Below are 21783 nucleotides of genomic sequence, written 5' to 3'. Positions count from 1 at the left end.
GTCCGGCGTAGGTTGGGTTGAGACGGCTCCACCGTCGAAACCCAACATGAAGGGGCTCGACCCTCGCGCTGTTGGGCTTCGCTATGCTCAACCCAACCTACCAGTCAGACGTAGGTTGGGTTGAGACGGCTCCACCGTCGAAGCCCAACGTGAAGGGGCTCGACCTTCACGCTGTTGGGCTTCGCTATGCTCAACCCAACCTACCGAAAGACCCCGGGCCTCAATGCCCGCCCTTCATCGCCTTGACCAGGGTATCCACGTTGTAGCGGAACATGGCTGCGTAGGTGGACGCCGGGCCATCAGCGGGTGACAGGGCCTCCACATAGAGCTCGCCGCCCGGCTGGGCACCGCTGGCCTTGGCGATCTGCTGCACTAGGCGCGGGTCATTGGAGTTCTCGAAGAAGTAGGCGGCGACGTGCTCCTGCTTGATCTGGCGGATCAGCTTGGCAACGTCCTGGGCGGAGGCCTCGGCCTCGGTCGACAGGCCCAACGGCGAAATGAAGGTCACGCCATAGGCATCGGCGAAGTAGCCGAAGGCGTCATGGGAGGTCAGCACCTTGCGCTGCGCCTTAGGCACCTGGCCGATCTGCTCGCGGGCATAGCGATCCAGGGCCTCCAGTTCGGCGATGTAGCGATCACCGTTGACCTTGAAGGTGGCGGCAGCCGCCGGATCCACCTCGGACAGCGCCTTCACCACGTTGCGGGTGTAGACGACCACATTGAGCGGGTTGTTCCAGACATGGGGGTCGATACCGCCATGGTCGTGATCATGGTCAGCATGGCCATGGTCATCTTCGTCTTCCGCCATTTCGCGGGTCTTGATCCCTTCGCTGAGCACCACTGGCGGACGTGCCTGGCCGGAAGCCTTGATCAGGCGATCCATCCAGCCTTCCAGGTGCAGGCCGCTCATGAAGACCACATCGGCCTGTTTCAGCGCCTGGGCATCCGTGGGCGTCGGTTCGTAGGCATGGGGATCGCCATTGGGACCGACCAGGGAGGTGACCTGGACCTGGTCGCCGCCGACCTGTTTGACCACGTCGGCGATCACGGTAAAGGTGGCGACGGCCTTGACCGGTGCGGCCTGTACCTGGCCGGCGGCGGCGAGCAGCAGGGCAGCGCCCAGGGAAAACAGGGATTTCATGGTGACTCCTTTCAATGGGTGAGATGAGGGCGGGGACGCAGCCGTCGATAGAGCCCCAGACGGCCGAACAGCAGGGATAGGAGATAGCAGCCACCGGCGGTGAGCACGATGGCGGGGCCGGAGGCGCAGCCGAGGTGGTAGGACAGCACCAGGCCGACCAGCCCGCTGAGACTGGCGATCAGACTGGCCACCGCCATCAGGCCGGGCAGGCTGTTGGCCCAGAAGCGCGCGGCGGTGGCCGGCAGCATCATCAGGCCCACTGCCATCAGGGTGCCCAGGGCCTGGAAGCCGGCGACCAGGTTGAGCACCACCAGCAGCAGGAACAGCAGGTGATAGAGCGAGCCACGGCCACCCACGGCGCGCAGGAAGCCCGGGTCGAAGCATTCCAGGGCCAGTGGCCGGTAGATCACCGCCAGGACCACCAGCGACAGGGTGGCGATGCCGGCGACCAGGTAGAGCGCCGTGGCGTCGATGGCCAGGATGGTGCCGAACAGCACGTGCAGCAGATCCACGCTGGAGCCGTGCAGCGATACGATCAGCACCCCGGCAGCCAGGGAAATCAGGTAGAAGCTCGCGAAACTGGCGTCTTCGCGTTGGCTGGTGAAGCGGCTGACCAGACCCGCAAGTCCGGCCACCAGCAGTCCGGCGAGCATGCCGCCGATACCCATGGCTGGCAGCGACAGCCCGGCGACCATGAAGCCCAGCGCCGCACCCGGCAGCACGGCGTGACTCATGGCATCGCCCACCAGGCTCATGCGCCTGAGCATCAGCAGAACGCCCACCGGACCGGCGCCCAGCGCCAGGGCCAGGCAGGCCACCAGGGCGCGGCGCATGAAGCCGAATTCGACGAAGGGTTCGAAGAGGAGCTGATAGAGGGTCATGCGCGTTCACAGACCCCCGCATGGGCGTCCCAGTGTTCGGCGAGATTGCGGGCGCGGGCCAGATTCTCGGTGATCAGCACCTGGTCGGTATGGCCCCAGGCGATGGCTTCCCGGGCCAGCAGCAGGGTCTCGGGAAAGTGCTGACGGACCTGCTCCAGGTCGTGCAGCACGGCGATCACGGTACGGCCCTGGCCATGCCAGCGCCTGACGATGGTCAGCAGATCCGCGGTGGTGCGGGCATCGATGGCGGTGAAGGGCTCGTCCAGCAGCAGCACGGGCGCATCCTGCAGCAGCAAGCGCGCGAACAGCACCCGCTGGAACTGGCCAGAAGACAGGGCGCCGACCAGGCGATCCTCCAGGCCTTCGAGGCCTACGGCCTGCAACGCCTCTGTTGCGTCCTTCCGGTGTGCAGCGGTGACGCCGCGCCAGAGGCCCAAACCACGCCAAGCGCCCAGCACCACGGTTTCCAGCACGCTGAGTGGAAAGCTGCGATCGATCTCCGCGGCCTGGGGCAGATAGCCCAGACGGCGTTGCGGCACTGCCCGGTTGACCCGGCCGCTGATCGGTCGCAGGGTGCCGGCAATGGCCTTGAGCAGGGTGGACTTGCCCGCCCCATTGGGACCGACGATGGCGGTCAGACTGCCGGTCCGGAAGCACCCGCTGAGATGATGAATGGCTGGATGCCGCTGATAGGCCAGCGTCAGGTCCTGGAGTTCGATGGCGGCGCTCATGGCAGGGCGACCGCCCAGCCTACGGCCAGCCACAGAGCGACCAGAGGAATGCAGGCGAGCGACAGACGAGCGGGTACGGAGAGCAATAGCAGGGAAGGGCGCGGGGATGCCATGATCGAGCCTTGGATAACGATGTAAAAGTTATAACATAACAAACACTGCTTCGTCATCAGGCTGCCAGGGCTACTATTGCAGCGATACAGCTGGGCGTCAGGACCGTTGGAGCAACCCTACCAACGATGGCGCACCGCGATAACCAGAGGCGGAGCGAACCGCCTCTTTCCGTCAAGCCGCCTGGGTTTCTGCCATCCGCTGTTCCAGCCGCTGCAGGAAGTTGAGCAGCAGGACCTCCTCCTCCTTCAACCCCTTGCGCTTGCGCGGTTTGGGCAGGGTGCAGAGGTCACCGGCCAGAAAGGCATCCAGCACGCCTGGATGGATATAGCACTTGCGGCATACTGCCGGGGTATTGCCCAGGGTGCGGGACACCGCCTTGACCATGTCCACCAGTTCTTTCTTGGCGTCGGTCTGGGTTTCACAACGCAACTCGCGCAGGGCTTCCAGGGCGAGGGCGCTGCCGGCCCAGGTGCGATAGTCCTTGGCGGTGAAATCCGCACCGGTCAGCTCGTGCAGGTAGGCGTTGACGTCGGATGAGGTCACGGTATGGCGTTCGCCATCGCCATCCACGTACTGGAAGAGGTGCTGGCCAGGCAACTCCAGACACTTCTTCACGGTGCGTGCCAGCCGCGGATCGCTGACCTTGATGTCATGCTCCACACCGCTCTTGCCACGGAAGTGGAAGGCGATGGTGTTACCGTGCACCTCGGCATGCCGGTTGCGCAGGGTGGTGAGCCCATAGGACTTGTTGCTCTTGGCGTACTGGGCATTGCCCACCCGGATCAGGGTGGCATCGAGCAGACTGATGACCGTGGCCATGACCTTCTCACGGCACAGGCCGCGCCGAGCGAGATCCTCTTCCACCCGTTGCCGCAGCTTGGGCAAGGCCTGCCCGAAGGCCAGCATCCGCTCATACTTGTCGGTATCGCGGATCTCGCGCCAGCGCGGATGGTAGCGATATTGCTTGCGCCCGCGGGCATCGCGTCCAGTGGCCTGCAGATGGCCATTGGCGTCCGAGCAGATCCAGACATCGGTATAGGCCGGCGGAATGGCCAGCTTGTTGATGCGTTCGATTTCCGCCTGATCGCGGATGCGTTCGCCCTCGGGCGTGAAGTAGGCCCACTTGCCCCGCAGCTTGCGGCGGCTCAGGCCGGCCTGATTGTCATCGACGTAGTTGAGATCGGGCGGCAGGGGGGCACAGAGGGCGGTTCCGGTGTCGTCACGCTCATCGGCGGGGATGGGCAAATCGGTCTGGGCGAGGCGTTGCATTACTTTCGAGCGAGAGGTCATGACTGCACCGACGTTTTCCTGGTCGAAACGGTGGACTCCAGGAAAAGGGACCAGGTTCTCATGACCGCATCCAAGCCGACCGACGTACAGCTGCGCGACGCCCTGCTGGGCAAGGCCCAGGCATGCCGTCCGGGCACGACCTTTTGCCCCTCGGAAGTGGCAAGAAGCCTGGCCGCGGACTGGCGACCGCTGATGGAGCCCTTACGCGACACGGCACGGGAACTGGCTCGCGAAGGTCGACTGCGGGTGACGCAAAAGGGCGAATCCCTGGACCCGGAAGTGCCCTGGCGCGGTCCGATCCGATTAAGCTTGGCTTAAGTGGCGTTTAAGTTTCGATTAATGGCGGATCGCTACTCTGGACCCAGATCGAACAGCAACCAGAGAGAGAATCCTCATGAAAAAGCTCACCGCCCTCGCGACCGCCGCCCTCCTGCTCACCGGTGTGGGCGTCGCCCAGGCCCGCGACCTCGGCCCCGACGAAGCCCTCAAGCTGCGTGACAGCGGCAAGATCAAGAGCTTCGAGGTGCTCAACCAGGCCGCCATCGCCAAGCACCCGGGCTCGACCACCCACGAGACCGAACTGGAAGAAGAATATGGCCGCTACATCTACCAACTGGAACTGCGTGACCCCAAAGGTGTGAAATGGGATCTGGAACTCGACGCCACCACTGGCGAAGTCCTGAAAAATCAGCGCGACGACTGACCGTCGTCCTTGCCGGGCTGATCCTGCTCGGCGGCGTCTCTCCCCTGATCCAGGCCCGCGACCTGGATCAGGACGAGGCCCTCAGGCTGCGCAAGGAGGGGGTGATCCGGCCCCTGGAGACCCTGCTGCAGCGGGTCAACGAACGCTACCCCCAGGCCCGGCTGTTGGAAGCCGAGTTGGAAGAAGAAGACGGCCAGTATCGCTACGAGATCGAGATCCTCGTTGGCGATGTGGTCCGTGAACTGGAAATCGGCGCGATGGATGGCGCCATCCTGAAGGACGAGGTGGACGACTAGATGCGCCTGCTGCTGGTGGAAGACGATGTGGCCCTGGCCGACGAGATCGCGGCGTTCCTCTCGCGCCAGGGTTACGCCGTCGACTGGTTGGCCGATGGCCGCGACGCCGCCTGGCAGGGTGCCCAGGAGCCCTATGACCTTATCGTTCTCGACCTGGGCCTGCCAGGTCGGCCAGGCCTTGAGGTGCTCGGAGAGTGGCGCGCCGCCGCGCTGGCGACGCCAGTGCTGATCCTGACGGCGCGCGACAGTTGGGCCGAACGCATCGATGGCCTCAAGGCGGGCGCCGATGACTACCTCACCAAGCCGTTTCACCCCGAAGAGCTGGGCCTGCGGATCGCCGCGCTGCTGCGGCGAGTGCGTGGCGTCGCCAATCAGCCACTGCTGCAAGCCGGGGGATTGGCGCTGGACGAGGCGCGCCAGTGCGTGGTCCGTGGCGGTGAGACCATCGCCCTCAGCGCGGCGGAATTTCGCCTGCTTCGCTGTTTTCTGCTGCATCCCGGCCAGATCCTGTCCAAGACGCGACTCAACGATCACCTGTATGACGGCGAGAGCGAGCGGGATTCCAATGTCATCGAGGTGCACGTCAATCACCTGAGGCGCAAGCTGGGGCGGGACGTCATCGAGACCCGTCGCGGTCAGGGCTATCGCCTGGGCGGTGTCGATTGAGATCCATCCAGACCCGCCTCAGGGTCGGGCTGGTGGCCATCCTGCTGGTGGCCGGTCTGGTGCTGGTACTCGGCGGCGCCTGGCTGGTGGATCATGCCCTGCGCCGCTATCTGGAAACCGGGTTACGCGGCGAGACGGAAAATCTGCTCGCTGCCCTGGTACGCGGCCCCCATGGCCTGCAATTGGACGAGGGACGCCTGGGCAGCCTCTATACCCGGCCGCTGTCGGGCCGCTATTTCCTGATCGAGATCCCGGCGCTGGATATCCGCTGGCGCTCGCGCTCGCTATGGGATGCGCAACTGGAAGCGCCGCCCGGCAATGGCTTGAGCGATACCCTGGCGGACGGTCCCAGTGGCCAGCGCCTGCTCACCTACCGCGCTGATTACCAGCGCTATGGCCAGACGGTGCAGGTCACGGTCGCCGACGACTACAACCCCTTGCTGGCCAACCTGCAGCGTATCCTCGCCTTCGGCGCCCTGTTGGGCCTGGCGACCCTGCTGGTGGTCCTGCTGCTGCAACGGCTGATCGTGCGTCGGGCGCTGCGCCCACTGGAGCAGGTGCGCGAGCAGATCGCCCAGCTGCACCAGGGCCGCCGCTCGACGCTGGACGCCAGCGTGCCCACCGAGCTCGCGCCGCTGGTGGCGGAAATGAATGCGCTGTTGCGCCATACCGAAGAAGGCCTCAAGCGTGCACGGCATGGCATCGGCAATCTGGGCCATGCCCTCAAGACGCCCTTGGCGGTCCTCACCAGCCTGGCCGAGCGGCCGGAATTGCAGGGGTTGCCGGAGCAGCGCGACAGCCTGCGTGAGCAGTTGGCGCGCATTCGCGAACGGCTGGAGCGAGAGCTGCGCCGTGCCCGACTGGCCGGCGAGGCCTTGCCGGGTGCTTATCTGGACGTCGCCGAGCTGCGCGAGCTCTGCGTGCTGCTCAATCGGCTGCATGGCGAGCACCTGAGTTTCGACTGCCAACTGCCCACAGGGCTTCGGCTGCCCTGGGACCGTGAAGACCTGCTGGAGCTGTTCGGCAATCTGCTGGACAACGCCGGCAAGTGGGCCGATCGGCAGGTCCGGCTGGAGGTGGCGCAGGATGAGGAGGGCTATCTGATCCGGGTCGAAGACGACGGACCCGGTGTGCCGGAAGCGGAGCGCGAGGCCATTCTAAACCGGGGCTCCCGTCTGGATGAGGCGGTGGCGGGGCATGGGTTGGGCCTGGGGATTGCCCGGGACATCGTCGACAGCTGCGGCGGAACCCTGGCGCTAGAGGTCGCGGCGCTGGGCGGTCTCGCCGTGGTGATCCGCCTGCCGTTGCCAGGCGCCGGCACCAGGCATTCGTCCGGGAGATGACTCTGCGGTCAAGTTTGTGGGCAAGGGGTCGATAACGCCCTGAGCTCTTGCGACCAAGGAGAACCCCGTGAGCCTGAAACTGAAAGTCACCCTGCTGGCAGTGCTGCCCGTTTGCCTCTTCACTGTCGTCCTGGGCGGCCTGTCCTACTGGGTGTTCCAGGCGCAGGCAGCCAAGGATGTCGCCGATGCCCGCGAGCGGCTCATGGTGCAGAGTCGCAGCGCCCTGCAGAACACCGTCGAAACGGCCATGACCGTGGTCAAGCCGTTGTACGACAAGGCCGCTGACGGTGATACCGAGGCGCGCAAGGAGGCCATCCGCCTGCTGTCGGCCATCAGCTATGGCAAGGACGGCTATATCTTCGGCTACGACTCGAACGTCGTCCGGTTGTTCAAGGGCAACGACCCGGCCGGCATCGGTAAGAGCTTCAAGGACAACCGCGACCCGGCTGGCGTCTACCTCAACCAGGAACTGGTTCGGGTCGGCAAGGATGGCTCGCATTTCAGTCGCTACAGCTCTTCGCTGCCCGGCAACAAGGACGTGCTGGTGCCCAAACTCGCCTACACCGACTACCTGCCCAAATGGGATCTGGTGATCGGCTCGGCGGTGAATCTGGATGGCGTGGAGGCCGAGGTCGCTGCCGTGGCCCAGCAGGTCGCCAAGCGCACCCAGGACCAGCTCTGGCTGATCTTCGGCGTGGCCGGCGTGCTGCTGGTGGTGATCGGCATCGTCGCGCAGCTGTTTGCCGCCCGCACCCTCAGGCCTCTGGCGCAGATCCGGGAGAATCTCGACGACATCGCGGCCGGGGAGGGCGATCTGACCCGCCGCCTGCCGGTCAACGGGCGCGACGAGATCGGTGAACTCGCCGCCGCCTTCAATCGCTTCGTCGATCGCATCCAGGGCACCATCGCCCAGGTCGTCGACATCACTCACCAGTTCACCGGTCTGCTCGACGACGTCGCCCAGCAGGCCCAGCGCACCGATCGCGACATGCAGCGCCAGCGCAGCGAAACCGACCAGGTGGCCACCGCCATCAACCAGATGTCCGCGGCGGCCCAGGAAGTGGCGAGCAGTGCCCTGCAGGCCTCCGAAGCCACCCGTCAGACCGAGGAGAAAGGTCGGCTGGCCCGCGAGACGGTTGCCACCAGCGTGGCGCGCATTCACGAACTGGTCGAGGAGGTCCGCCAGAGCAGCGTGTCCCTGGATGGCCTCAAGCAGGACGTGGGCGCCATCGTCGGCGTGCTCGACGTGATTCGCGCGATTGCCGAGCAGACCAATCTGCTGGCCCTCAATGCCGCCATCGAAGCGGCCCGGGCGGGCGAGGCCGGTCGCGGTTTCGCCGTGGTCGCCGACGAGGTACGAGCCCTGGCCAGCCGGACCCAGCAGAGCACCCAGGAAATCCAGGCCATGATCGATCGCCTGCAACAGGCCACCGGCCGTGCGGTCGGGGCCATGGAACGCTCGGGCGGCATGGGCGAGGCCACTACGGCTCAGGCCGAGCAGGCCGGTAACGCACTGGCCGCGATCAGCGAGCTGATCGCCACCATCAATGCCATGAACAGCCAGATCGCCAGTGCCGCCGAAGAGCAGACGGCGGTGGCCGAAGAGGTCAATCGCAGCGTCCACACCATCGCCAGTGCGGTCGACAGCATGGCCCAGGGTGCCCAGCAAGGCGCGCGCAACACCGCCGGCATGGTCGGCCTGGGCGAGCGCCTGGACGGCCTGGTTCGTCAGTTTCGCGTATGATCCTGGGCGCGCCGGCCACGCTGGCGCGCCTCTTCGGGTCGAGTTGGGGGTGCTCATGGGAACCCCACGGCTTCCGAGGCTCTAAGCAAGGCCTGTCATCCTTGTGTGGAATCGCGAAAGCCAATGAAAAGTGCTCGGCTGGAAAACAAGACGTTCCTGATCCTGCTGGTGGTGGTCTCGCTGGCCTTCGTCTGGATCCTCACCCCCTTCCTGGGCGCGGTGTTCTGGGGCGCCATCCTCGCCATCCTGTTCGCCCCGCTGCAGCGCTGGTTCGTTCGCCGCTTCAACAACAGACGCAACCTCGGGGCGCTCTGCACCCTGTTCGTGATCCTGCTCATCGTCATCCTGCCAGTGGTGTTCATCGCCATTTCCCTGGTGCAGGAAGGCTCGCTGCTGTACCAGCAGGTCAGCAGCGGTCAGCTCAACTTCGGCCAGTACTATCAGCAGATCTGGGGCGCCTTGCCGGGTTCGGTACGTGGCGTGCTGGAGCGCTTCGGTGCCGGTGACCTGGATGGTATTCGCCAGAAGCTCTCCGAAGGTGCCATGCAGGGCAGCCAGTTCGTCGCTACCCAGGCCTTCAGCTTTGGTCAGGGCACCTTCCAGTTCCTGATCGGCTTCGGCGTGATGCTCTATCTGCTGTTCTTCCTGCTGCGCGACGGTTCGCAGCTGGTGGCGCTGATCCGCAAGGCCATTCCGCTGAGCGACATGCACAAGCGCAGCCTGATGGCCAAGTTCACCGCCGTGGTGCGCGCCACGGTCAAGGGCAACATCATCGTTGCCGTGGTGCAGGGCGCCCTGGGCGGCTTCATCCTCGGCGTGCTGGGCGTTCAGGGCGCTGTACTCTGGGGCACCCTGATGGCCTTCCTGTCGCTGCTGCCCGCGGTCGGCTCGGCGCTGATCTGGGTGCCGGTGGCCATCTACTTCCTGGCCACCGGTTCAGTGATCAAAGGGGTCATCCTGATCGTCTTCGCCGTGGTGGTGATCGGTCTGGTGGACAACCTGCTACGCCCCATTCTGGTCGGCAAGGACACCAAGATGCCCGACTACGTGGTGTTGATTTCTACCATCGGCGGCATGTCGCTGTTCGGTCTGAACGGCTTCGTCATCGGCCCGCTGATCGCCGCCCTGTTCATGTCCACCTGGGATCTGTTCAGCCACCGCGACGATATCTGACGGCCAGCGTGCTCCGGGAAACTGGAGCACGCGAGTGGGCTATTCGCTAGCCCTGGTCGGGCTCAGAGGGATAGCGGGTCGCGACCAGGCTTTCCTTGACCTTGCGCAGGTGCGGCTGGAAATCCACGCCGCGCTTGAGCGTGACGCCGGTGGCCAGGATGTCCAGCACGGTGAGCTGGATGATCCGCGAGGTCATGGGCATGTAGATGTCGGTGTCTTCCGGCAACGGGATGTCCAGACTGTGGGTGCAGACCTTGGCCAGGGGGGTATTGCTGGCGGTGAGGCCGAGCACCGAGGCGCCGTTGTCCCGCGCCAGCTTGGCCACGTCCACCAGTTCGCGGGTGCGGCCGGTATAGGAGATGATCACGAACAGATCGCCAGTCCTGGCGATGGACGCGAGCATCCGCTGCATCAGTACATCCGAATGCGCCGACACCGCCATGTTGAAGCGGAAGAACTTGTGCTGGGCGTCCAGGGCCACTGGTGCCGAGGCGCCCAGGCCGAAGAAGTGGATCTGCCGCGCCTGGATCATCAGATCTACCGCGCGATCGACCGTACGGGCGTCCAGCCGCTGGCGGGCGCTGTCCAGCGAGGCGATGGTGCTGCTGAAGATCTTTTCCGCGTAGGCCTCGGATTCGTCGTTGGCTTCCACCGCCTGACTGACATAGACCGCGCCGCTGGCGATGCTCTGCGCCAGCTGGATCTTCATTTCCGGATAGCCGCTCACGCCCAGGGAGCGGCAGAAGCGGTTGACGGTGGGTTCGCTGACCTGCGCCGCCTGGGCCAGGGCCGCGATGGTGTAGCGCGTGGCCTGCCGGGGATTCTGCAGGATGACCTCGGCGACCTTGCGCTCCGCGCGGTTGAGTTCGCCGATGCGGGTCTGGATGGTTTGCAGCAGGGTGCTGGCACGATCCATGAGAACTCCTAGTGGTTGTTGTGCCTCTATCCTAAGGCTATAAAAGGTTTGGGCCGGGGTTACCCCGGCGCCGTATTTTTTAATATAAAGACTACGCGAATCGCCCCGGCTCCCCTATCATGGTGCTGGAATATCTCAAACTTTAAGTAAAAGAACGAATATTTATGGCTGGCGTCCGAGTTCTACCCTGTACCCTGGCAATCTTCGGCGCGTTGGGCGACCTGGCCCTGCGCAAACTTTTCCCTGCCCTTTATCAGCTGGATCGTGAAGGTTTGCTGCACGAGGATACCCGCATCATGGCGCTGGCGCGTGACCAGGGCGATGGGGTCAAGCAGCTGGAGCACATCGAGGAGCGCCTGCGCCACTATGTGCCCAAGGCCGATTGGGACGAAACGGTATGGACGCGGATGCGTGGTCGCCTCGGCTATCGCGCCATCGATTTCCGCAATCGCGAAGACTATACGGGACTTGCCGAGGATGTGGGTGAGACCTCGCCGCTGATCGCCTATTTCGCGACCCCGGCGCTGGTCTACAGTGCCATCTGCGAGAACCTCGCCGCCGTCGGTCTGTGCGAGCGCACCCGGGTGGTGATGGAAAAGCCCATCGGCTACGACCTGGAATCCTCCAAGGTGGTCAACGACGCCGTGGCGCGCTTCTTCCCCGAGGATCGCGTCTATCGCATCGATCACTACCTGGGCAAGGAAACCGTCCAGAACCTCATCGCCCTGCGTTTCGCCAACAGCCTGTTCGAGACCCAGTGGAACCAGAACTACATCTCCCATGTGGAGATCACCGTGGCCGAGAAGGTCGGCATCGAAGGCCGCTGGGGCTATTTCGACCAGGCTGGCCAGTTGCGCGACATGGTGCAGAATCACCTGCTGCAACTGCTTTGCCTGACCGCGATGGATCCGCCGGCGGATCTGTCGGCCGACAGCATCCGTGACGAGAAGGTCAAGGTGCTCAAGGCGCTGGAACCGATTACCGCCGACCAGCTGGCCAGCCGCGTGGTCCTCGGCCAGTACACCTCGGGCTACAGCGACGGCAAGCCGGTGCCGGGCTATCTGGAAGAGCCCAACTCCAACACCGAAAGCCGCACCGAAACCTTTGTCGCCATCCGCGCCGACATTCGCAACTGGCGCTGGTCGGGCGTGCCTTTCTATCTGCGTACCGGCAAGCGCATGCCGCAGAAGCTGTCGCAGATCGTCATCCACTTCAAGGAACCACCGCACTATATCTTCGCCCCCGAGCAGCGCAGCCTGATCAGCAACCGCCTGATCATCCGCATCCAGCCGGACGAGGGTATTTCGCTGCAGGTGATGAGCAAGGACCAGGGTCTGCGCAAGGGCATGCAACTGCGCAGCGGTCCGCTGCAACTCAATTTTTCCGAGACCTTCAAGCATCTGCGCACCCCGGATGCCTATGAGCGGCTGCTGCTGGAAGTCATGCAGGGCAACCAGTCGCTGTTCGTCCGCAAGGACGAGATCGAAGCGGCCTGGAAATGGTGCGATCAGCTGATGGATGGCTGGTCGAAGATGGGCGACTCGCCCAAGTCCTATGCCGCCGGCAGCTGGGGTCCGCTGACCTCTATCGCACTGATCGCACGAGACGGGAGATCCTGGTATGGCGACGTCTGATCTGGGGCAGGGCGTGACCCTGCGCGAATTGCCCGACCGCGAGGCCCATGCCACGGCGTTGGCCGAGACGGTCACCACCGCGCTGCGCGAGGCTCTGGCGGCCCGTGGCGAGGCCTTGCTGATCGTTTCCGGTGGGCGCAGTCCGGTGCCCTTCCTCGAACGCCTGGCTCAGGCGGACCTGGAGTGGTCCAAGGTGCTGGTCACCCTGGCCGACGAGCGCTGGGTACCCATCGATGATCCGGACAGCAACGGCGGCCTCTTGCGCCAGCACCTCTTCCAGGGACCTGCCGCCGCGGCCGGATTCGTCGATCTCTATACCCCGGCGGCCACTGCGCAGGAGGGCATGGCCCTGACCGAAGCCCGGCTCCGCGACGCCTTGGGTACGCCTGATGTGCTGGTCCTGGGGATGGGCGACGACGCCCATACCGCCTCGCTGTTCCCCGGCAGTCCCGGTCTGGAAGAGGCCCTGGATCCGGCCAGCGAACGCCTGAGCTTCCCAGGCGTGGCACCGTCCGCGCCCCAGACCCGCATCACCCTGAGCCGCGCCTATCTGAGCCGGGCGCGGCAACAGATCCTCGCCGTCCAGGGCGCGGGCAAGCGACAGGTACTGGAAACCGCTCTGGCCGAGGGCGACGAGCTGGCCACTCCGATCAAGGCGTTCCTGCGCGAACCTCTGGTCGTCTATTGGTGCCCCTGACGAGGAGTTGAGTTTTGGACATGCAGAACAAGATCGCGACCCTAGATGCCCTGTGCGCCCGCGCGCGCATTCTGCCGGTGATCGTGATCAACGATCCGGCCGACGTGCTGCCCTTTGCCGACGCCATGGCCGCTGGTGGTCTTACGGCGCTGGAGATCACCCTGAGATCCGCCCACGGGCTGGATGCCGTACGGCTACTGCGCCAGGAGCGTCCTGAGCTGGACGTGGGGGTGGGCACCGTGCTGGACGTGCGGATGTTCGACGCCGCGGTCGAGGCTGGCGCCCAGTTCATCGTCACCCCGGGCACCACCGAGGAAATTCTCCAGGCCGGGGTAGCGGCACCCATTCCGCTCTTGCCGGGCATCGCCACGCCCTCCGAGATCATGCAGGCCTATCGCCTGGGCTATCGCCGCTTCAAGCTGTTCCCCGCCAACGTCTATGGCGGCGTGGATGCGCTTAAAGCCTTCGCTGGTCCCTTCGCCGAGCTCAAGTTCTGCCCGACCGGTGGCGTCAATCCGGGCAATGTGAAGAACTACTTCCAGCAGCCCAATCTGCTGTGCGTCGGCGGTAGCTGGATGCTGCCGGGTGAAGTAGTGAAAGCCAAGGACTGGACGCGCGTCGAACAACTCTGCCGCGAGGCCCTGGCGACGCTCGACTGAGCCTGCGGCCATCCGTCACCCGCTGGGCTAGTGCGGTGTCTCTGAAGTTCGCGCAAGAATTGGCGAGTGATTTCTTGGCTGTGGCCAGGCGCCGGTACGAGTCATAGCAGGGCTATGGCGAGGAGTGGCAACGCCGCCACAGCCGAAAAAGCGCCGCCGAAATTGTGCAGTCAATTTCAGAGACACCACACTCGCTAGGCTGGCGCGAGCAGGGGCGCTATCATGCGCCCCTGTCTTTTTGCTGGCGCCCGTTCCGCGGCGCCTTTGTCGTCCACTACACCGGGAGGTGCCTGATGACCCTCGACAAGAATCCCCAAAACGAATCCCTCGAAGAAACCGTCCCTGCGCCAGCTGGCGAAAAGCTGCAGAAGGTGCTGTCGCGCCTGGGCGTCGGCTCGCGTCGCGATGTCGAAGCCTGGATCGGCGAAGGCCGCATCAAGGTCAATGGCGTGGTCGCCCCCCTGGGGCTGCGAGTCATGCCCAAGGACGCCATCGCAGTGGACGGACGTCTGCTCAAGCGCGACCAGGCCGAGGAAGTGGTACGCCGGGTACTTATCTACAACAAGCCCGAGGGCGAGATCTGCACCCGTGACGATCCCGAAGGCCGACCCACCGTCTTCGACCGCCTGCCCAAGCCCAAGCAGGGCCGCTGGATCAATGTCGGTCGCCTGGACATCAACACCACCGGTCTGCTGCTGTTCACCACCGATGGCGAACTGGCCAACCGGTTGATGCACCCGTCCTACCAAATGGACCGCGAATATGCGGTGCGGGTACGTGGCGAGGTGACCGAAGAGATGCTGCTGCGCCTGAAGAACGGGGTGATCCTCGAAGACGGTCCGGCACGCTTCACCGACGTCCAGCAGGCGCCGGAAGGCGATGGCTTCAACCACTGGTTCCATTGCGTGGTGATGGAAGGCCGCAACCGTGAAGTCCGCCGGCTGTGGGAGTCCCAGGGCCTGGTGGTGAGCCGTCTGAAGCGCGTTCGTTTCGGTCCGGTGTTCATGACCAGCGATCTGCCGGTCGGCCGCTGGCGCGAGATGACCCAGGGGGAGATCGACATCCTCGCGGGCGAAGTTGGCCTGCCGCCGGTGGCGCTGCCGGCCATGGGCGGCAAGACCAAGGAAAAGCTCGAACGTCAGCAGCGCAAGACCGCGCGGCCGATCGATGCCGGTCGGGGTTCGCGCAACAAGCTCAACAAGGCGGCCAAGGCCAGCAAGCCCCAGGGGTCGGCCGTGGCCGAGCGGCCGAGCGAAATGGGCCGCAAGCCGGTCAGCAAGGGCCGTACCTCGCCTGGTATCGCGCCGCGTCGCGGTCCGAGCGGTGGCGGTACCGGCAAGGGCGGTCGCCGCTAAGCAGAGCGGTCGCCTGGCCCCAGGCGACCCTCAGGTCAGGCTGCAGGATCGATTGCGGCCTTCGGCCTTGGCCTGATAGAGGGCTCGATCCGCGCGCAGCAGCAGGCAGCGCGGGGACTCGACGTCACGTAGCGTCGCCAGTCCGAGGCTCAGGGTGACCGGCAGTGGAATGGCGCCGGCGGTCTCCGATTGAGCTTCGACAGCCGCTCTCAGGCGCTCCGCCACGATATGGGCTGCCTCATGACCGGTGGCCGACAGCAACACGCAGAATTCCTCGCCGCCAAAGCGAAAGATCATGTCCATGCTTCTCAGGCAGTTGCTGAGGGTGCGGGCGGTCTGCCGCAGCACGTCGTCCCCGACGCTGTGGCCGAAGCGGTCGTTGATGCGTTTGAAGTGGTCCAGATCCAGCATCAGCAGCGACAGGGGCTGCTGGGTACGGCGCGCCAGCTCCAGTTCCCGCACCAGGGCGCGGTCCAGGGCGTTGCGATTGCCGACCCCGGTGAGGGCATCGCGCAGGGCATTGTTCTGCGCCTCGCGATAGAGCAGGGCGTTGCGCAGGGGAAACAGCAGGGTGCCGAGGAGGTATTCCAGCGCACTGAGCTCGCTGTCCTGGAAGCGCTCCTGACGGTAGAAGGTCAGCTCGCCCAGGCGGATATCGCCCTGGCTCAGGTGGTAGTGCACCTGGTGACCCTGCTCTTCGCCCAGTCTGATGACCACGTCTTCTGCGGCGTTGCGATAGGCGAGCCCAGGCACGTCCACGAGGGTATCCACCTCCTGCCGAAAGAGCTGCAGGACCCGTTCGAGATCCAACGATGACTGCAGGACGCTGAGCAGCCGCTGACGTAGCGTACTCAGCACCAGGGGATCGCTTTCGCGAACGGGGGCCACCTGGCTGGCGTTACGCTGCTGGCGAGCGCGATCGAGATTGATGGTGTTGGATGAGGGCGGGACCATGCCTGTTCTCCTTGGCGGATAGTCCCTCTGAAGCGAGAAGCGTGCCAGTCTTATAGTTTCATAAAAATCAATGACTTAGGCAGATGATGGCGATTAGCCGTCTATAAGTTGGCGCCTGGAGGCCAAGCGGACCGCATAGGCGGCCCGCTCGCGACGATTTTCCGACGCGGTTCAGACCTTGAGCACCAGCTTGCCGAAGTTCTCGCCGGAGAACAGCTTCATCAAGGTCGTGGGGAAGGTGTCCAGGCCTTCCACCACATGCTCGCGGGACTTGAGCTGGCCGTCGGCCAGCCAGATCGCCAGCTGCTGTTGCGCCTCGGCATAGCGGGCGGCGTGGTCGAGGACGATGAAGCCTTCCATGCGGGCGCGATTGCTCAATAGCGCCAGATAGTTCTGCGGGCCCTGGATCTTGTCGCTGTTGTACTGGCTGATGGCACCGCACAGGACTACCCGGGCGCGGAAATTGATCTGCGCCAGGACCGCATCCAGGGTCGGGCCGCCGACGTTGTCGAAATAGACGTCGATGCCGTTGGGGCACTCACGGCGCAGGGCGGCCGCCAGGTCTGGCTCGGCCTTGTAGTCGATGGCGGCGTCGAAGCCCAGCTCCTCGATCAGATAGCGGCATTTTTCCGCACCGCCGGCGATGCCCACCACGTGGCAGGCCTTGAGCTTGCCGATCTGGCCGACCATGCTGCCGACCGCGCCAGCGGCGCCTGAGACCACGAGGGTCTGGCCGGCCTTGGGCTCGCCGACTTCCAGCAGGCCGAAGTAGGCGGTGAGGCCGGTCATGCCGAGTACCGAGAGATACTGGGGCAGGCTGGCCTTGCTGGGATCCACTGGGTAGAAGCCCTGGGGTTCGCCCAGGTAGTAGTCCTGGATGCCGAGCATGCCGTTGACGGTATCGCCCACCTTGAAGTCCGGGTGGTTGGAGGCCACTACCTCGCCCACGCCCAGGGCGCGGATGACCTCGCCGATACCGATGGGCTTGATATAGGACTTGCCCTCGTTCATCCAGCCACGCATGGCCGGGTCGAGGGAGAGGAACAGATTCTTGATCAGCACCTGGCCGGCGCCGGGTTCGCCGACCGGCTGCTCGACGCGCTCGAAGGTATCGGAGGTGGGTTCGCCGGAGGGGCGTTTGGCGAGCAGGAACTGGCGATTGGTACGGGACATGGTGTTCTCCTGACGGGAAGGATGCAGTTCCGACCGGTCAGGAGGGTTTCAGGTTCTACCGGCGGCGTGCGGTGAGTAGCAAACTGGCCGATAGACCGGCCACCAGACCCCAGAAGGCAGAGCCTACGCCGGCCAGCGTCAGCCCCGAGGCGGTGACCAGGAAGGTGATCAGCGCCGGTTCGCGTTGGCTGGGTTCGGCCAGGGCGCCGTGCAAGCCGTTCATGATGGAACCCAGCAGAGCCAGGGCGGCCACCGAGATCACCAGTTCGCTTGGCAGCGAGGCGAACAGCGCGGCCAGGGTGGCGCCGAACAAACCGGCGATACCATAGAAAAGTCCGCACCAGACCGCCGCCGTATAACGTTTGCTGGCGTCTTCATGGGCCTGGGGACCGGTGCAGATCGCCGCACTGATGGCCGCCAGGTTGATGCCATGGGAGCCGAAGGGGGCCAGCAGCAAGGAGGCGAGGCCGGTAGTAGCGATCAGCGGCGAGGCTGGAACCGCGTAGCCATCGGTCCGTAGCACGGCGATGCCGGGCATGTTCTGTGACGCCATGGCCACTACGAACAGCGGGAGGGCGATGCCGATGGTGGCGGCCAGGGAAAAGGTCGGGGTGGTCCATACCGGCACCGCCAGCTCCAGCCGCAGGGCGTGGAAGTCCAGCAAGCCCAGTCCAGCGGCCAGCAGCAGGCCGACCACCAGGGCCACCAGCACGCAATAGCGCGGCCACAGCCGCTTGGCTACCAGATAGCCCAGGGCCATGCCCAGCACCAGCCCGGTCTGGTGCTGGGCTGCCGCGCAGATCTCGATGCCGATGCGAAACAGGATGCCTGCCAGCAGGGCGGCGGCGAGGGCCGGGGGTACCCGACGCAGTAGACGGTCGACGCTGCCGGTGAGGCCGCACAGGGCGAGCAGCACCGCGCAGAGGACGAAGGCGCCGATTGCATCGCTGTAGGGCACCGAGGGCAGGCTGGAGACCAGCAGGGCGGCGCCCGGGGTCGACCAGGCGATGACGATGGGGGTGCGGTACTTCAACGACAGGCCGATGGTGGTCAGCGCCATGCCGATGGACAGCGCCCAGATCCAGGAGGAAATCTGGCCCGTGCTGAGCCCCGCGTTCTGGCCGGCCTGGAACATCAGCACCAGGGAGCTGGTGTAGCCCACCAGCATGGCGACGAAACCGGCGACCACGGCGGCGGGGGAGCTATCGGCCAGCGGGGTAAGGCGTTGTGGAGCCGCGTGCATCAAAAACCTCAGTGATGGCCGAGCAGGATGGGGTAGAGGGACAGCACCAGCAGCAGCGCCATGCTCCAGTTGAACAGCCGCAGGCGCGCCGGACTGCTGAGCAGGCGGCGCAGGCCCATGCCGAACAGCGTCCAGAGGCTGACGCTGGGCAGGTTGATCAAGGCGAAGAGCAGGGCGACCAGCAGCAGATTGGCGGTGAAGTTCTCGGCCGGAATATAGGCGGTGACCGCGCCAATCGCCATCACCCAGGCCTTGGGATTGACCCACTGGAAGGCCGCAGCCTGGAAGAAGCCGAAGGGCTTGCCGCTGCCTGACTCCCGCGGCGTGGGAGCCGCGGCGGTGGCCAGTTTCCAGGCCAGATACAGCAGGTAGGCGCCACCGATCACTCGCAAGGCGATCTGCAGCGGTGGATAGAGCACGAACAGCTGACCCAGTCCGAGACCGGTGCAGATGACCAGCAGCATATGCCCCAGGCTGATGCCGAACATGTGCGGCAGGGTACGGCGGAAGCCGAAATTGACCCCCGACGCCAACAGCATCATGTTGTTGGGACCGGGCGTGGCGGAAGAGACGAAGGCGAAGAGCATGAAGGCGGAGAGCAGTTCGACGGTCATGAGGGCCTCCCTGAGCTTTGCGTCAGCTTAGCCAGGCACCTGGGGCCGGTATCCATACACCAGGGCCGCGAACGAGCAGTACAGTTTTCAGGAGTCGACCGAGGGTTCCGAACTGTCCTGGCTACCAGCGGTGTCCTGGCGATCAGCCAGGGCCTGGTTGAAGGCCAGCCAGCCCTCGGCCGCGGTCGGCCCGGCCGTGGCCAGCGCCGCCTGCACCAGGCGCATCTGCTCGCGTCTCAGGGTCTGCTCCAACGCAGCGCCGCCCCGAGTCAGCGACAGCCGCCGCTTGCGCTTGTCCGTGGCATCCGTCTCCATGGCCACCAGTTGCATCTCCAGCAACTGCCGCAGCGGAATGTTCAGCGCCTGCTTGCTGACCCCGAGCACCTCCAGCAGGGCCTTGTTGCTGAGCCCCGGCTCGCGGGCGATAAAGAACAGGATGCGCTGATGGACCCGGCTCAGGCCACGGCGCGCCAGCATGTCGTCGGCCTTGGCGGTGAAGGCCTGGTAACTAAAGAAGAAGGTCTCCATGACCAGGCGCTGCTGAGCGGTCTGATTTAGGTCAAGCATATTGACTTGTCTTTCCGGTGTGGATTAGGGTCGGTCAAGTAGTTTGACTCATTAGCCGGCCACGGGCCACAGGAGGGCAGATGGCATTTTCCGAACGGGTAAGCCGACTCAAGAGCAGCCTGATCCGCGACATCCTGGCGGCGGCGCAGCGGCCGGAGGTGATGTCCTTCGCTGGCGGTCTGCCGGCCGAGCGCTGTCTGCCGGCGGTGGACTGGAGCCAGCTGCCGGCCGGCTTGGGCCAGTACGGCATGAGCGAGGGCGAGCCGGCGCTGCGCGAGGCCATCGCCGCCCAGGCGCGCGACTATGGCCTGGACTGTACGGCGGACCAGGTGCTGGTCACCACCGGTTCGCAGCAGGCGCTGGACCTGATCGCCAAGCTGTATCTCGATGTCGGCACGCCGGTGCTGGTGGAGGGCCCCACCTATCTGGCCGCGCTGCAGAGCTTCCAGTTCTTTGGCGCCGATTGCCTGGAGGTCAGCCTGACTCCGGAGGGGCTGGATCTGGACGCCTTGCGCCTGCGGCTGCAAGAGCGGCGCCCGGCCTTCGCCTACCTGATCCCGACCTTCCAGAATCCCTCCGGCGTGCGCTACTCCACGGCCAACCGTGCGGCCGTGGCAGCGCTGCTGGACGAATTCGGCGTGACCCTGGTCGAGGACGAGCCCTATCGCGAACTCAGCTATGACGGCGCCCCGGCACGACCGCTGTGCGCCCAGTTGCAGCGCAGCGCCTGGATCCATACCGGCAGCCTGTCCAAGACCCTGTTGCCCGGCCTGCGCGTGGGCTACCTCATCGCCTCGCCGGAGCTGCTCAAGCCGTTGCGAGCGCTCAAGCAGGCCGCCGATCTGCATACCTGCCGCATGAGCCAGTGGCAGGTGCTGCAATGGCTCGGCAGCGAGCGCTACGCAAGGCACTTGCAGGAGGTGCGGGCCTTCTACCGCGAGCGTCGCGATGGCTTCGCCGAGGCGCTGACCCGGCACTTCAGCGAGCTGGCCGATTGGCAGATTCCCCAGGGCGGGCTGTTTTTCTGGTTGCAGCTGAAAACGCCCCTGGATACCCGTACCCTGCTGGACGCGGCCCTGGCGCAGGACGTCGCCTTCATGCCGGGCGAGCCGTTCTTCGCCGAGCCGGATCGCCACCCTGGCCTGCTGCGGCTCAACTTCAGCCATGTGCTGCCCGAGCGCCTGGATACCGGTCTGGCGCGCCTGGCCGACGTGATTCGCGACGCCACCCCTACCTACAAGGAGCTGTGAGATGTATCAGGTCTATGGCGATCGCCGTTCCGGCAACTGCTACAAGGTGGTGCTGATGCTGCACCTGCTCGGCGTGGAGTATCGCTGGCACGAGGTGGATATCCTCGCCGGCGAGACCCAGAGCGACGCCTTCCTGGCGAAGAATCCCAACGGCAAGATTCCGGTGCTGGAGCTGGAAGACGGCACCTGCCTGTGGGAGTCCAACGCCATTCTCAACTTCCTCGCCGACGGCACAGGCTTCCTGCCCAGCGAACCGCGGTTGCGCACCCAGGTGCTGCAATGGCAATTCTTCGAGCAATACAGTCACGAGCCCTATGTGGCGGTGGCGCGCTTCATCCAGCTCTATCAGGGGCTGCCTGCGGAGCGCCGTGAGGAGTACGAGGTCTGCCAGGTCCGTGGCTACAAGGCGTTGCGGGTGATGGAGCAGCAGCTGCAACGCACGCCTTTCCTGGTGGGGGAGCAGTATTCGATCGCCGATATAGCGCTCTATGCCTATACCCACGTCGCCCACGAAGGGGGCTTTCGCCTGGACGACTATCCGGCGATCCAGGCGTGGCTGGCACGGGTCGCGGCGCAGCCGGGCCATGTCGCCATCGGCTGAAACGCCAGGAGGGGAGCCAGGCTCCCCAGTGGGCGCCG

At 65.1% G+C, this 21783-nt stretch carries 23 protein-coding genes; 13 read left to right on the top strand and 10 right to left on the bottom strand.

Annotation, left to right across the window (positions count from 1 at the left end):
• Nucleotides 1–220: 220 nt before the first annotated feature.
• The 4 genes from FEZ61_RS05165 to FEZ61_RS05150 form a co-directional block, all read right to left on the bottom strand.
• Nucleotides 221–1141 (bottom strand): metal ABC transporter substrate-binding protein, encoded by a 921-nt coding sequence (locus tag FEZ61_RS05165; protein WP_173147574.1) that lies wholly within the window; start codon nt 1139–1141, stop codon nt 221–223.
• 11 nt (nt 1142–1152) lie between these two features.
• Nucleotides 1153–2022: a metal ABC transporter permease gene (locus FEZ61_RS05160; RefSeq protein WP_017640503.1), complete on the bottom strand. Its 870-nt coding sequence runs from the start codon at nt 2020–2022 to the stop codon at nt 1153–1155.
• Nucleotides 2019–2753, bottom strand: coding sequence for a zinc ABC transporter ATP-binding protein AztA (aztA, locus tag FEZ61_RS05155; protein WP_173147572.1), 735 nt, complete (start codon nt 2751–2753; stop codon nt 2019–2021). The genes FEZ61_RS05160 and aztA overlap by 4 nt, the downstream gene beginning before the upstream one ends.
• A gap of 285 nt (nt 2754–3038) precedes the next feature.
• A complete protein-coding gene (locus FEZ61_RS05150; protein ID WP_173147570.1) occupies nt 3039–4136 on the bottom strand; it encodes a DNA topoisomerase IB in 1098 nt (365 codons plus the stop codon).
• Between the two features lie 81 nt (nt 4137–4217).
• On the opposite strand from FEZ61_RS05150, the gene FEZ61_RS05145 reads away from it, so the two are divergent.
• From FEZ61_RS05145 to FEZ61_RS05115, 7 genes are all read left to right on the top strand, one after another.
• Nucleotides 4218–4475: a DUF3253 domain-containing protein gene (locus FEZ61_RS05145; protein WP_173147568.1), complete on the top strand. Its 258-nt coding sequence runs from the start codon at nt 4218–4220 to the stop codon at nt 4473–4475.
• Between the two features lie 76 nt (nt 4476–4551).
• Nucleotides 4552–4860: a PepSY domain-containing protein gene (locus tag FEZ61_RS05140; protein ID WP_017640507.1), complete on the top strand. Its 309-nt coding sequence runs from the start codon at nt 4552–4554 to the stop codon at nt 4858–4860.
• Between the two features lie 20 nt (nt 4861–4880).
• Nucleotides 4881–5156: a PepSY domain-containing protein gene (locus FEZ61_RS05135; protein WP_085984307.1), complete on the top strand. Its 276-nt coding sequence runs from the start codon at nt 4881–4883 to the stop codon at nt 5154–5156.
• On the top strand, nt 5157–5822 hold the full coding sequence (locus FEZ61_RS05130) for a response regulator transcription factor (protein ID WP_017640509.1): 666 nt from the start codon (nt 5157–5159) through the stop codon (nt 5820–5822).
• A complete protein-coding gene (locus FEZ61_RS05125; RefSeq protein WP_173147566.1) occupies nt 5819–7165 on the top strand; it encodes a sensor histidine kinase in 1347 nt (448 codons plus the stop codon). The genes FEZ61_RS05130 and FEZ61_RS05125 overlap by 4 nt, the downstream gene beginning before the upstream one ends.
• A gap of 67 nt (nt 7166–7232) precedes the next feature.
• Nucleotides 7233–8909: a methyl-accepting chemotaxis protein gene (locus FEZ61_RS05120; RefSeq protein ID WP_173147564.1), complete on the top strand. Its 1677-nt coding sequence runs from the start codon at nt 7233–7235 to the stop codon at nt 8907–8909.
• Nucleotides 8910–9032: 123 nt separating this feature from the next.
• Nucleotides 9033–10082 carry an AI-2E family transporter gene (locus FEZ61_RS05115; protein WP_017640512.1) on the top strand — a complete coding sequence of 350 codons (1050 nt, stop codon included), beginning with the start codon at nt 9033–9035 and terminating at the stop codon, nt 10080–10082.
• Between the two features lie 46 nt (nt 10083–10128).
• On the opposite strand, the gene FEZ61_RS05110 is transcribed toward FEZ61_RS05115, so the two are convergent.
• Nucleotides 10129–10998 (bottom strand): MurR/RpiR family transcriptional regulator, encoded by an 870-nt coding sequence (locus FEZ61_RS05110; RefSeq protein WP_017640513.1) that lies wholly within the window; start codon nt 10996–10998, stop codon nt 10129–10131.
• Between the two features lie 164 nt (nt 10999–11162).
• Between FEZ61_RS05110 and zwf the strand changes: the two genes are divergently transcribed.
• The 4 genes from zwf to rluB all read left to right on the top strand — a co-directional run bounded on the left by zwf (nt 11163) and on the right by rluB (nt 15343).
• Nucleotides 11163–12632 carry a glucose-6-phosphate dehydrogenase gene (zwf, locus tag FEZ61_RS05105; RefSeq protein WP_026083779.1) on the top strand — a complete coding sequence of 490 codons (1470 nt, stop codon included), beginning with the start codon at nt 11163–11165 and terminating at the stop codon, nt 12630–12632.
• Nucleotides 12619–13329 (top strand): 6-phosphogluconolactonase, encoded by a 711-nt coding sequence (gene pgl, locus FEZ61_RS05100; RefSeq protein WP_173147562.1) that lies wholly within the window; start codon nt 12619–12621, stop codon nt 13327–13329. The genes zwf and pgl overlap by 14 nt, the downstream gene beginning before the upstream one ends.
• A 20-nt stretch (nt 13330–13349) precedes the next feature.
• Nucleotides 13350–13988, top strand: coding sequence for a bifunctional 4-hydroxy-2-oxoglutarate aldolase/2-dehydro-3-deoxy-phosphogluconate aldolase (locus FEZ61_RS05095; RefSeq protein WP_064308817.1), 639 nt, complete (start codon nt 13350–13352; stop codon nt 13986–13988).
• A 293-nt stretch (nt 13989–14281) separates the two neighbouring features.
• Nucleotides 14282–15343, top strand: coding sequence for a 23S rRNA pseudouridine(2605) synthase RluB (rluB, locus tag FEZ61_RS05090; protein WP_173147561.1), 1062 nt, complete (start codon nt 14282–14284; stop codon nt 15341–15343).
• A 30-nt stretch (nt 15344–15373) separates the two neighbouring features.
• Here rluB and FEZ61_RS05085 read toward each other — a convergent pair whose 3' ends face one another.
• The 5 genes from FEZ61_RS05085 to FEZ61_RS05065 form a co-directional block, all read right to left on the bottom strand.
• A complete protein-coding gene (locus tag FEZ61_RS05085) occupies nt 15374–16297 on the bottom strand; it encodes a GGDEF domain-containing protein (RefSeq protein WP_160922516.1) in 924 nt (307 codons plus the stop codon).
• Between the two features lie 171 nt (nt 16298–16468).
• On the bottom strand, nt 16469–17470 hold the full coding sequence (locus tag FEZ61_RS05080) for an NADP-dependent oxidoreductase (RefSeq protein ID WP_173147560.1): 1002 nt from the start codon (nt 17468–17470) through the stop codon (nt 16469–16471).
• A 55-nt stretch (nt 17471–17525) separates the two neighbouring features.
• A complete protein-coding gene (locus tag FEZ61_RS05075; RefSeq protein ID WP_173147559.1) occupies nt 17526–18713 on the bottom strand; it encodes a benzoate/H(+) symporter BenE family transporter in 1188 nt (395 codons plus the stop codon).
• 8 nt (nt 18714–18721) lie between these two features.
• Entirely contained in the window at nt 18722–19327 is a 606-nt protein-coding gene (locus FEZ61_RS05070) for a LysE family translocator (protein WP_173147557.1), read from the bottom strand.
• Nucleotides 19328–19414: 87 nt separating this feature from the next.
• Nucleotides 19415–19894: a MarR family transcriptional regulator gene (locus FEZ61_RS05065; protein WP_017640522.1), complete on the bottom strand. Its 480-nt coding sequence runs from the start codon at nt 19892–19894 to the stop codon at nt 19415–19417.
• 80 nt (nt 19895–19974) lie between these two features.
• On the opposite strand from FEZ61_RS05065, the gene FEZ61_RS05060 reads away from it, so the two are divergent.
• Nucleotides 19975–21144, top strand: a complete 1170-nt coding sequence (locus FEZ61_RS05060; RefSeq protein WP_017640523.1) for a PLP-dependent aminotransferase family protein — start codon at nt 19975–19977, stop codon at nt 21142–21144.
• Nucleotide 21145: 1 nt separating this feature from the next.
• A complete protein-coding gene (locus FEZ61_RS05055) occupies nt 21146–21745 on the top strand; it encodes a glutathione S-transferase family protein (RefSeq protein ID WP_173147555.1) in 600 nt (199 codons plus the stop codon).
• Nucleotides 21746–21783 lie beyond the last annotated feature (38 nt).

The organism is Pseudomonas sp. MS15a(2019) (assembly GCF_013277805.1).
In the GTDB taxonomy this organism is placed as follows: Bacteria; Pseudomonadota; Gammaproteobacteria; order Pseudomonadales; family Pseudomonadaceae; genus Chryseomonas; species Chryseomonas benzopyrenica.
The sequence above is the reverse complement of the archived record's forward strand: the minus strand, read 5'-3'. Positions and strand labels throughout refer to the sequence as shown.